This is a genomic window from Streptomyces sp. NPDC026522, from assembly GCF_055567555.1.
Genome location: NZ_JBVHQF010000007.1, coordinates 436,262 through 447,380, shown reverse-complemented (window position 1 = coordinate 447,380; position 11,119 = coordinate 436,262). Strand labels below are relative to the sequence as shown.

The 11,119-nt window shown below is 70.0% G+C and carries 11 protein-coding genes, 1 rRNA gene and 1 riboswitch; of the genes, 11 read left to right on the top strand and 1 reads right to left on the bottom strand.

Annotated features, from left to right (window positions below; all coding sequences use genetic code 11):
• Nucleotides 1-137 precede the first annotated feature (137 nt).
• From rrf to ACZ4M3_RS21040, 11 genes are all read left to right on the top strand, one after another.
• A 5S ribosomal RNA gene (gene rrf, locus ACZ4M3_RS21090) occupies nucleotides 138-254 on the top strand.
• A gap of 138 nt (nucleotides 255-392) precedes the next feature.
• Nucleotides 393-983: a CDP-alcohol phosphatidyltransferase family protein gene (locus ACZ4M3_RS21085; RefSeq protein WP_453355234.1), complete on the top strand. Its 591-nt coding sequence runs from the start codon at nucleotides 393-395 to the stop codon at nucleotides 981-983.
• A gap of 99 nt (nucleotides 984-1,082) precedes the next feature.
• A complete protein-coding gene (locus tag ACZ4M3_RS21080) occupies nucleotides 1,083-3,578 on the top strand; it encodes a sugar phosphate nucleotidyltransferase (protein WP_467734732.1) in 2,496 nt (831 codons plus the stop codon).
• Nucleotides 3,579-3,687: 109 nt separating this feature from the next.
• Entirely contained in the window at nucleotides 3,688-4,593 is a 906-nt protein-coding gene (locus tag ACZ4M3_RS21075; protein WP_467734730.1) for a DUF881 domain-containing protein, read from the top strand.
• Nucleotides 4,590-4,922 (top strand): small basic family protein, encoded by a 333-nt coding sequence (locus tag ACZ4M3_RS21070; RefSeq protein WP_030158423.1) that lies wholly within the window; start codon nucleotides 4,590-4,592, stop codon nucleotides 4,920-4,922. Before ACZ4M3_RS21075 ends, ACZ4M3_RS21070 begins: the two co-directional genes overlap by 4 nt.
• A 7-nt stretch (nucleotides 4,923-4,929) precedes the next feature.
• The gene (locus ACZ4M3_RS21065) at nucleotides 4,930-5,742 is read left to right on the top strand and encodes a DUF881 domain-containing protein (protein ID WP_467734726.1); all 813 of its coding nucleotides are present in this window, start codon (nucleotides 4,930-4,932) and stop codon (nucleotides 5,740-5,742) included.
• An 82-nt stretch (nucleotides 5,743-5,824) separates the two neighbouring features.
• Complete coding sequence (locus tag ACZ4M3_RS21060) at nucleotides 5,825-6,760, top strand: FHA domain-containing protein (RefSeq protein ID WP_467734782.1); 936 nt, start codon at nucleotides 5,825-5,827, stop codon at nucleotides 6,758-6,760.
• 66 nt (nucleotides 6,761-6,826) lie between these two features.
• The gene (gene ftsR / locus ACZ4M3_RS21055; RefSeq protein WP_467734724.1) at nucleotides 6,827-7,600 is read left to right on the top strand and encodes a transcriptional regulator FtsR; all 774 of its coding nucleotides are present in this window, start codon (nucleotides 6,827-6,829) and stop codon (nucleotides 7,598-7,600) included.
• Nucleotides 7,601-7,652: 52 nt separating this feature from the next.
• A complete protein-coding gene (locus tag ACZ4M3_RS21050; RefSeq protein ID WP_007262890.1) occupies nucleotides 7,653-8,126 on the top strand; it encodes a bifunctional nuclease family protein in 474 nt (157 codons plus the stop codon).
• A 200-nt stretch (nucleotides 8,127-8,326) separates the two neighbouring features.
• A complete protein-coding gene (locus ACZ4M3_RS21045; protein ID WP_467734780.1) occupies nucleotides 8,327-8,944 on the top strand; it encodes a MerR family transcriptional regulator in 618 nt (205 codons plus the stop codon).
• Between the two features lie 62 nt (nucleotides 8,945-9,006).
• Nucleotides 9,007-10,470, top strand: coding sequence for a DNA polymerase IV (locus tag ACZ4M3_RS21040; RefSeq protein ID WP_467734722.1), 1,464 nt, complete (start codon nucleotides 9,007-9,009; stop codon nucleotides 10,468-10,470).
• Here the strand turns inward: ACZ4M3_RS21040 and ACZ4M3_RS21035 are convergent.
• On the bottom strand, nucleotides 10,467-10,853 hold the full coding sequence (locus tag ACZ4M3_RS21035; RefSeq protein ID WP_467734720.1) for a PRC-barrel domain-containing protein: 387 nt from the start codon (nucleotides 10,851-10,853) through the stop codon (nucleotides 10,467-10,469). The genes ACZ4M3_RS21040 and ACZ4M3_RS21035 overlap by 4 nt on opposite strands.
• Nucleotides 10,854-10,971: 118 nt before the next feature.
• Nucleotides 10,972-11,070, top strand: a riboswitch (glycine riboswitch).
• The last annotated feature ends 49 nt before the right edge of the window (nucleotides 11,071-11,119 follow it).

Here is an 11,119-nt window from a genome sequence, read left to right as displayed (position 1 = left end):
CAGATGTGGAAGCCCGGTAACGGGTGGAGCTGACTGGTACTAATAGGCCGAGGGCTTGTCCTCAGTTGCTCGCGTCCACTGTGTTAGTTCTGAAGTAACGAACTGTGTCCATGCCCGGTTGGTTAACTTCATAGTGTTTCGGTGGTCATAGCGTTAGGGAAACGCCCGGTTACATTCCGAACCCGGAAGCTAAGCCTTTCAGCGCCGATGGTACTGCAGGGGGGACCCTGTGGGAGAGTAGGACGCCGCCGAACAATCATTGTGGGAAAGCCCCGCACCAGCCCTTCACGGGCATGGTGCGGGGCTTTTCTGCGTTCAGGGCCCGGCGGGGTCTCCTGTAGGGTCAGTGTGCATCGTTCGACTAGTTCTACCGTCACAGTGGAGGCCCCCGGGTGGAGGTCCAGGAGACTCGGGTTCAGACTGACCGAATTTTCACCATTCCGAACATCCTGAGCATGGCGCGCCTCGTCGGCGTACCCCTGTTCCTCTGGCTGATCCTGACGGAGCACGACGGGTGGGCGCTTCTCGTCCTCATGCTCAGTGGGATCAGCGATTACCTCGACGGGAAACTCGCGCGGCGCTGGAATCAGATCAGCAATCTCGGTCGGCTGCTGGACCCGGCCGCCGACCGGCTGTACATCCTGACGACTCTCTTCGGCCTCACCTGGCGCGGGATTCTGCCGCTCTGGCTCACCGCGGCGCTGATCGCCCGTGAGCTGATGCTGCTGGTCATGGTGTGGATCCTGCGCCGACACGGCTATCCGCCGCCGCAGGTCAACTTCCTCGGCAAGGCCGCGACCTTCAACCTGATGTACGCGTTCCCCTTGCTGTTGCTGAGTGACGGCGACGGTCCGTTGGCCTGGATGGCGTCAGTTTTCGGATGGGCGTTCGCCGGATGGGGTACAACCCTGTATTGGTGGGCAGGAATCCTTTACGTGGTCCAAGTCCGCCGGCTGGTCAAGGCGGATGCCACGGCCGATTGAGCTTGCTCGACGCCGGTACACGCGGAGGAGTTGCGGAGTCACCGTCCGAGACGGGTGAGGTCGGCTTGACCGTCATCTCTCAAGGAGGACTCTTCCGACATGAAGGCCGTCGTGATGGCCGGTGGCGAAGGCACGCGTCTTCGCCCCATGACCTCGAGCATGCCCAAGCCGCTCCTGCCGGTGGCCAACAGGCCGATCATGGAGCACGTGCTCAGGCTGCTCAAGCGGCATGGGCTCAATGAGACCGTTGTGACTGTTCAGTTCCTGGCGTCGCTCGTCAAGAACTACTTCGGTGACGGCGAGGAGCTCGGGATGGAGCTCACCTATGCCAACGAGGAGAAGCCACTCGGGACCGCCGGCAGCGTCAAGAACGCCGAAGACGCTTTGAAGGACGACACCTTCCTCGTCATCTCCGGCGACGCGCTCACGGACTTCGACCTCACCGATCTGATCCGCTTCCACAAGGAGAAGGGCGGGCTCGTCACCGTCTGTCTGACGCGGGTACCGAATCCGCTGGAATTCGGCATCACCATCGTCGACGAGGAGGGCAAGGTCGAGCGCTTCCTGGAGAAGCCGACGTGGGGGCAGGTCTTCTCGGACACCATCAACACCGGCATCTACGTGATGGAGCCGGAGATCTTCGACTACGTCGAGGCGGACGTTTCGGTCGACTGGTCCGGTGATGTCTTCCCGCAGCTGATGAAGGAAGGCCGGCCGATCTACGGCTACGTCGCCGAGGGCTACTGGGAGGACGTCGGTACGCACGAGAGCTACGTCAAGGCCCAGGCCGACGTGCTCGAGGGCAAGGTCCAGGTCGACATGGACGGGTTCGAGATCTCGCCCGGCGTGTGGATCGCCGAAGGCGCCGAGGTGAGCCCCGACGCCGTGCTGCGCGGGCCGCTGTACGTCGGCGACTACGCCAAGGTCGAGGCCGGCGTCGAGATCCGTGAGCACACGGTCATCGGGTCGAACGTCGTCGTCAAGAGCGGGGCCTTCCTGCACAAGGCCGTGGTGCACGACAACGTGTACATCGGACCCCACAGCAACCTGCGCGGCTGCGTGATCGGCAAGAACACCGACATCATGCGGGCCGCCCGGATCGAGGACGGCGCCGTCATCGGCGACGAGTGCCTCGTCGGTGAGGAATCGATCGTCCAGGGGAACGTGCGGGTCTACCCCTTCAAGACGATCGAGGCCGGCGCCTTCGTCAACACCTCGGTCATCTGGGAGTCCCGCGGCCAGGCCCACCTCTTCGGGGCCCGCGGCGTCACCGGGATCCTGAACGTGGAGATCACCCCCGAGCTGGTGGTGCGGCTGGCCGGCGCCTATGCGACGACCCTCAAGAAGGGCGCCACGGTCACCACGGCCCGCGACCACTCCCGTGGTGCGCGAGCGCTCAAGCGGGCCGTGATCTCGGCGCTCCAGGCCAGCGCGATCAACGTCCGCGACCTGGAGAACGTGCCGCTGCCCGTCGCGCGCCAGCAGACCGCGAGAGGCAGCGCCGGCGGCATCGTGCTGCGCACCTCACCCGGCGTCCCGGACTCGGTGGACATCATGTTCCTCGACGAGCGCGGTGCGGACCTCTCCCTCCAGCAGCAGCGCAAGCTGGACCGCGTGTACGCCCGCCAGGAGTACCGGCGCGCGTTCCCGGGTGAGATCGGAGACCTGCAGTTCCCGGGCAGCGTCTTCGACGCGTACACGGGTTCGATGCTGCGGCGCGTGGACATCACCGGTGTCGCCGATTCGGGGCTCAAGGTGGTCGTCGACGCCTCCAACGGCAGCGCGGGCCTGGTTCTGCCCAGCCTGCTCGGCCGGCTCGGGGTGGACGCCCTGACCGTCAATCCCGGGCTCGACGAGTCCCGCCCCACGGAGACCAGGGAGACCCGGCGGGCCGGGCTGGTGCGGCTGGGCGAGATCGTGGCCTCCTCGCGGGCGGCCTTCGGCGTTCGCTTCGACCCGGTGGGCGAGCGGATCTCGCTGGTGGACGAACGCGGGCGGATCATCGAGGACGACCGGGCGCTGCTGGTGCTGCTCGACCTCGTCGCCGCGGAGAAGCGCAGCGGCAAGGTGGCGCTGCCGGTGACCACCACACGGGTCGCCGAGCAGGTGGCGGCGTACCACGGCACCCAGGTGGAGTGGACGACGACCTCGCCGGACGACCTGACCCGGGTGGGCCGGGCGGAGAGCACCATCTTCGGTGGTGACGGCCGCGGCGGCTTCATCGTTCCGGAGTTCAGCAGCGTCTTCGACGGTTCGGCGGCGTTCGTCCAGTTGATCGGGCTGGTGGCGCGTACGCAGCTCACCCTGAGCCAGATCGACGCCCGGATCCCGCGGGCGCACGTGCTCAAGCGCGACGTGCCGACGCCGTGGGCGGTGAAGGGGCTCGTGATGCGGCGGGTCGTGGAGGCGGCCGGCGACCGGCAGGTGGACACCACCGACGGGGTGCGCGTGGTCGAGGCCGACGGCCGGTGGGCGCTGGTGCTGCCGGACCCGGCGGAGGCGGTCACGCACCTGTGGGCCGAGGGCCCCGACGACGCTTCGGCGCAGGCGCTGCTGGACGAGTGGGCCGCAGTGGTGGACGCCGGCGAACACTGAGGCGGCCGCGCCGGGCGTGAGCGCCGTCCGGCGGCCGGGGCAGGGAGGGCGTCTCCCCGTCCCGGCCGCCGGACGGCGCATTCGGTATCGGCGGGGGCGTCATGCGACGATGAGCGGCATGTCGCAGCAGCACCACAACCGGAGTTCGGTCACACGGCCCGCGCGCCCGGACGCTTCCATGTCGCTGCTGACGCACGTGATGGACCACAGTCTCGACGAGGGCTACGCGGAAGCCTCGGCGCGGCGCGAAGCCGAGGGCACTTCCGGGCTTCCGCGCACCCTCAAGGCCAAGCTGGCACTCGCGGGCGGGCTCGTACTCGCCGCGATGGTGGTCACCCTGGGCGCGGCCCAGGCGCGGGTAGCGGGGCCGGTACTGGCCAAGGAGCGTCAGGAGCTGATCGACCGGGTCGAGCGGGCGAACGCCCACGCGGACGGGCTGGAGACGGACATCGAGCGGCTGCGCACGGAGGTCGCCGACCGCCAGCAGGCGGCGCTCAAGCAGGTGGGCGGGGACCAGGGCCGGCTCGTGGGGTTGCTGTCCGGGGCGACCGAGGTCCGCGGGCCCGGGGTGAAGCTGGTGGTGGACGACGCGAAGGACTCCGCCTCGGGCGGGGGCGGCGGTCCGCGCGAGAGCAAGGGGTTCTCGGACACCGGGCGGCTGCGGGACCGGGACATGCAGAAGATCGTCAACGGGCTCTGGCAGTCGGGCGCCGAGGCGGTCTCGATCAACGGGCAGCGGCTGACCGCGCTGTCGGCGATCAGGGCCGCCGGTGACGCGATACTGGTCGACAACAGGCCGCTGGTGCCGCCGTACGAAGTCCTCGCCGTGGGTGACCCCAAGCGGCTGGGCACCCGGTTCCAGGACTCGGCGGGCGGCCAGTACCTGCACGTGCTCCAGGAGAGCTACGGGATCCGCGACACCCTGTCCTCGGTGGACGACCTCCGCCTGCAGGCCGCGCCGAGCCTCACCGTACGCACAGCCACAGCAGAACAGCCGAAGAAGGGTGCATCGTGATCGCGGTACTGGGCCTCGTGGCCGGAGTGGTGGTCGGACTTCTGGTCCGGCCCGAAGTGCCGGCCGTGGTGGAGCCATATCTGCCGATCGCCGTGGTGGCGGCGCTGGACGCGGTGTTCGGCGGTCTGCGCGCGATGCTGGACGGCATCTTCGTGGACAAGGTGTTCGTGGTGTCGTTCCTGTCGAACGTGGTGGTGGCCGCGCTGATCGTCTTCCTCGGGGACAAGCTGGGCGTCGGCTCGCAGCTGTCGACCGGTGTGGTGGTCGTCCTCGGCATCCGCATCTTCTCCAACGCGGCGGCGATCCGCCGGCACGTGTTCCGGGCGTGAGGCCGCGATGAGTACGAATGACACCCCGCCCGAGGAACCGAATGTTCCGGAGCAGCCTCTTGCAGAGGGGAAGCCGGCACCGGCCGGGGTCCCGCAGCAGAGCGGCCGCCGGCGGCTGGCCGCGGGTCTGTGGCCGCCGCGGCTGAGCCGGGCGCAACTGATCGTCGCGCTGCTGCTGTTCGTGCTGGGACTCGGCCTCGCCATCCAGGTGCGGTCCAACAGCGACTCCAGCGCCCCGCTGCGCGGCGCCCGCCAGGAGGACCTCGTACGGATCCTCGACGAGCTGGACGGACGCACCAAGCGGCTGGAGGACGAGAAGCAGCAGCTGGAGAGCCAGCGCAAGGAGCTGGAGAGCAGCTCCAACCAGGCGGAGGAGGCGCGCAGGCAGACCGTGGAGAAGGAGCGCCAACTGGGCATCCTGGCCGGTACCGTGGCCGCACAGGGGCCGGGGATCACGCTGCGGATCAGCGACCCCAAGGGCCAGGTGCAGTCCGATCAGCTGCTGGACACCCTCCAGGAGCTGCGGGCGGCCGGCGCCGAGGCGATCCAGATCAACGGTGTGCGGGTCGTGGCGGGCTCCTTCTTCTCGGACGAGGGCGGTGGGGTCGGGATCGACGGTAAGAAGATCACACAACCCTACGAGTTCAGGGTGATCGGCAAGCCCCAGGACCTGGAGCCCGCGCTCAACATCCCCGGCGGTGTGGTGCAGTCACTGGAGAAGGAACAGGCGACGGTCGCCGTCACACGGTCGGCGAAGATCGTCGTGGACGCCTTGCGGGCTGCGAAGCAGCCTGACTACGCTCGGTCGTCATCGCCGTGAGGCGGGGTGGAATGTGGAGCGGCTCACGTGGGGGGATGCCTGCGGGGGGTCGACGCGCCGAAGTCGCGGTGCGTGGTGGAAACTGTCTGGTGGTTACGGACGTTGTGAGAATGTCCGGGTCGGCAGGTGTGTGCATGCGGAGTTCGTCCTGCCCCACGGGCGGGTCTGTTTCGGTCAAGGGGAATCGCCCGTGAAGTTGTTTGAGAAGTTGTTCGGCAAGAAGAACCGTGAGGAAAGCGGTGCGCGGCACCGTGCGGGTCACGCAGATGCGGAAGCCCAGGGCGACCGGCCCCTCTTCCGGGACGAGGTCGCGGGCCAGGGTGACATTCCGGGCGCTCCGGGCGCGTCGGCTGTTGACCCTGCCGGTTCCGGACGCATAGGTTTCGGTGATCCATCAACCTCGAGTGCGGGTGGAGGGTTTGCCTCCGACCCGTATGCCACCAACGCCTCCGCGGGGCAGCCGCGGCGCGAGGAGCCGTCCATGTCGGCCGAGCAGATTTGCAGCAGGTGCGGGCACCGCAGCGATGCGGCGAGCCGCTTCTGCTCCAACTGCGGGGCGCCGCTGCGGCCGGGCCTGACGCCGGAGCGAGCCTCGGAGACCACGTCCACCATCTCGATCTCGGGCCTGGAGGCCTACGAGGCCGAGGTGGCGGGACACGCGCCGTCCTCGCTCTCCCCCGAGGCCCAGGCCGCGGTGGAAGCCCTGCCCCCGGGCTCCGCTCTGCTGATCGTGCGGCGCGGACCCAACTCGGGCAGCCGCTTCCTGCTGGACGGCGAGCTGACCACGGCGGGGCGGCACCCGCAGAGCGACATCTTCCTGGACGACGTCACCGTCTCCCGGCGGCACGTCGAGTTCCGCAGGAGCCAGGACGGCGGGTTCACCGTCTCCGACGTGGGCAGTCTCAACGGCACGTACGTCAACCGTGAGCCGATCGACTCCGTCGCCCTGCACAACGGCGACGAGGTGCAGATCGGCAAGTACCGGCTGGTCTTCTACGCGAGCCTGCGGGGCGTCTGACCTCCCCCGGGCGCCTTCCGGCCACCGCCGGGGGGTGCCCTCGGGGGACCCAACAGGGAAGGTCCCATGCTGCGTACCCCGACCGGCGGTGCCGCGAAGAACGGCACCGCCGGGACCGCCGGGCGGCTGGTGAGCATCGGCACGGTGCTGACCATGCTGCGCGACGAGTTCCCCGACGTCACGATCTCGAAGATCCGCTTCCTGGAGGCGGAGGGGCTGGTCGAGCCCAGACGCACACCCTCCGGATACCGCAAGTTCAGCACCGACGACGTCGAGCGGCTGGGCCGGATCCTGCGCCTGCAGCGCGACCACTACCTGCCGCTGAAAGTGATCCGCGAGCAGCTCGACGCGCTCGACCGCGGCGAGCAGATCCGTATCCCGGCCCCCACGGCGCCCCGTGACCCGGGCGGCGCGCCCGACACCACCGGGCCCGCGGCCGTTTACGGCGAGGTGGGCCGGGAGCGGCCGGCGGCGGCCCGGGTGGGGCGGGCGGAGCTGCTCGCCGCCGCCGAGGTGGCGGAGGAGCAACTGGCCGAGTGGGAGTCGTACGGCCTGCTCGGCGAGGCACCGGACGGCGGGTTCGACGCCGGGGCGGTCACCGTGGCGCGGCTGATCGCGGATCTCGGCCGTTTCGGACTGGAGCCCAGGCACCTGCGGGCGATGAAGGCGGCGGCGGACCGCGAGGCCGGCCTGGTGGAGCAGGTCGTCTCCCCCTTGCGGCGGCACCGCAACCCGCAGACCAGGGCCCATGCCGAGGCCACCTTGAAAGAGCTGGCGGGGCTCTCCGTACGGCTGCACGAGGCTCTCGTGCAGACCGCTCTCGGGGTCCGTCTGCGTTGACCGGAAAGAGCCCGACTACCCAAACCGGTCGGGCACGTCCTAGGGTTGCTGTGTGAACGAGCTCGACGTTGTGGGTGTCCGGGTGGAAATGCCCTCGAACCAACCGATCGTGCTCCTGCGTGAAGTGGGAGGCGATCGGTACCTCCCCATCTGGATCGGTCCTGGGGAGGCGACCGCCATTGCCTTCGCTCAGCAGGGGATGGCCCCTGCCCGCCCGCTGACGCACGACCTGTTCAAGGACGTGCTGGAGGCGGTCGGTGAGGAGCTGACCGAGGTACGGATCACGGATCTGCGGGAGGGCGTCTTCTACGCGGAGCTCGTCTTCGCGAGCGGGGTAGAGGTGAGCGCGCGGCCTTCCGACGCGATAGCGCTGGCCCTGCGGACGGGAACGCCGATCTACGGCAGTGACGGCGTGCTGGACGACGCCGGCATCGCCATTCCGGACGAGCAGGAGGACGAGGTGGAGAAGTTCCGCGAGTTCCTCGATCAGATCTCGCCCGAGGATTTCGGCACCGGCCCGCAGTGAGCGGCGGACAAGCCGCCCACCAGGGACATTCAGCCCATTCGGTTAGCCTTTCCCCGATAAGGGGCACGGGAAACCACTCTCAGGGTGATTATCACTCGGCGTGCCGAGTGTGGCGATCGTTGACGCACCCCTGGTGACTGCCTACCTTCGAGGTGGCAGGTCAAGGACGGAGGGTCGGCGTGAGCATCACGGGCGACGGCATGACCGGGGGCACCCCCGCACGGAGTGACGGTGGGCCGTACCCGCTGCACGGCGGTGCGGCGGGCAGTGCGCGCCGTCAGCCGGAACCGGCGCCGGCCGCAGCGGACGGCGCGGCCCCGGCGGCCGAGCAGGTCGGCTATCGGGGGCCGACGGCGTGCGCCGCCGCCGGCATCACCTACCGGCAGCTCGACTACTGGGCGCGGACCGGCCTCGTGGAGCCGAGCGTGCGCCCGGCCTACGGCTCAGGTACCCAGCGGCTGTACAGCTTCCGAGACGTGGTGGTCCTCAAGATCGTCAAACGCTTCCTGGACACCGGGGTGGCGCTCCAGAACATCCGCACCGCGGTGCAGCACCTGCGCGACCGCGGCTTCTCGGACCTGGAGCGCATGACCCTGATGAGCGACGGCGCCACCGTGTACGAGTGCACCTCCCCGGACCAGGTCGTGAGCCTGCTCCAGGGCGGCCAGGGCGTCTTCGGCATCGCGGTGGGCGTGGTCTGGCGGGACGTGGAGAACGCCCTGTCGCAGTTGCACGGGGAACGGATCGACACCGGTGAGACGCTGGTCGGCCACAACCCGAGGGACGAACTGGCCGCGCGCCGCAACCGGGCCGTCTGACGCACGACGCGCCGCCGGGGTCCCGGGCGGCGTTGTCAGTGGCGTAGGGGAGCATCGGAGCCGTGAGAGCCGCGCCGACCATCCTCCACCTGGACATGGACGCCTTCTACGCCGCCGTGGAGCAGGCGTCGAAGCCGAGCCTGCGCGGAAAGCCGGTGATCGTCGGCGGTCTCGGGCCACGCGGGGTGGTCGCCACCGCCTCCTACGAGGCCAGGCGCTTCGGCGTGCATTCCGCGATGCCGACGGCGCAGGCCAGACGGCTGTGCCCCAACGGTGCCTACCTGATCCCCCGCTTCACCCTGTACCGGGAGGTCAGCGAGACGGTGATGGCCCTGCTGCGGGAACTGTCACCGCTGGTCGAGCCGCTCAGCCTGGACGAGGCCTTCGTGGACCTGGAGGCCGGCGGGGTCGCCTTCGACTCGGCGACCGCCCGGGCCACGGGGGAGCGGCTGCGCGCCGACATCATGGCCGCCACCGGCCTCAGCGGCTCCGTGGGGCTGGCCGGGTCGAAGATGCTGGCCAAGGTCGCCTCGGAGGAGGCCAAGCCGGCGGGGCTGCTGCTGATCGAGCCGGGAACGGAGCGGGAACTGCTCGCGCCGATGTCGGTGCGGACCCTGCCGGGGGTGGGGCCGGCCACCGGGGAGCACCTGCGGCGGGCCGGGATCACCACGGTGGGGGACCTGGCCGAGGCCGGGGAGGACGAGCTGGTCCGGATGGTGGGGCGGGCGCACGGCGCGGGGCTGTACCGGATGGCGCTTGGCCTGGACGACCGGCCGGTGGTCGCCGAGCGGGACGCGAAGTCGGTCTCGGTGGAGGACACCTTCGACGTCGACCTGCACGACCGGGTGCGGATCCGGTACGAGGTGCAGCGGCTCGCCGACCGCTGTGTGGGGCGGCTGCGCGGTTCGGGGCACTCCGGGCGCACCATCGTGCTGAAGGTCCGGCGCTACGACTTCTCGACGCTGACCCGCTCGGAGACGCTGCGGGGTCCCACCGATGACCCGGGAGTGGTCCGGGAGGCCGCTGCGCGGCTGCTGGAGGCCGTGGACACCACCGGCGGGGTCCGGCTGCTGGGCGTCGGCGTGACGGGGCTGGCGGACTACACCCAGGAGGACCTGTTCGCGCAGGCCGACGCGCTGGCCGCGCAGGAGGCGGACGAGGCCGCGCAGGAGGGCGCGGCGGACGCCGCGGTGGGGGAGGCGGCGGCCGCTGGGCCGGACGGGGCGCGGGAGCCGGGCGGAGCGGTCGGCCCGGCGGTGGCGCTCGTACCGGCCGCGGGGGGCGGGCCGGAGCCGGAGCCGACCGCCGAGCGCCGCTGGCCGGCCGGCAGTGACGTCCGGCACGCGGTGTACGGCCCGGGCTGGGTCCAGGGCAGCGGGGTCGGCCGGGTGACCGTGCGCTTCGAGCGGCCCGGCTCGGCGCCCGGCCGGGTACGGACCTTCCGGCTGGACGACCCCGAGCTGGAGCCGTCCGACCCGCTGCCGCTGGTAGGGGAGGAGGAGTCGCCCCCGGCGGACAGCCCTTAGCCTTCGCCGGCCAGGCTGCCGAAGTCCCGGGGCTGCGTCGGGGGCGGGGGCCGGTGGAAGTCCGTCGGGAGGGTCACGTCCAGCCCGTAGTGGTGGTAGAGCTGGAGCTCCTGTTCCGGCGAGAGGTGGCGCCCGACGCCGAAGTCCGGGGCCTCCTTGATCAGCGAGCGTTCGAAGGGCACCCGCAGGGTGTCGTCGACCACCTCACTGGGCTCCAGGGGGACGAAGGCGTCCCGGCTGAACAAGCCGGTCCGCACGGCGGCCCATTCGGGAACGCCGGTGGCGTCGTCGAGGTAGACCTCGTCCACGGTGCCGATCTTGGCGCCATTGCGGTCGAACGCCTTGCGGCCGATGAGACTGCGGGGATCGATGTCGGTCTGCACGGTCCGGTCCCTCCAACTGGTCGCAACTCCTCCGTAATGACTACAGAAGGGCATATCCGCACAGGGGGCCACTCGAGGGAGCTTCCAGATCCTCGCTGGTACGCTGGGCGGTGGCTGTTGACCCTGTGCGGGAGAGTCCTCCGAGTGAGCACGACGGAGGCGCCGAAGGAGCAAATCCTCCCCGGAATCTCTCAGGCATACGTACCGCACGTGACGAGGCCACTCTGGAAAGCAGGGGCGGGTACCGGGTGCGCAGTGCCGGTTCC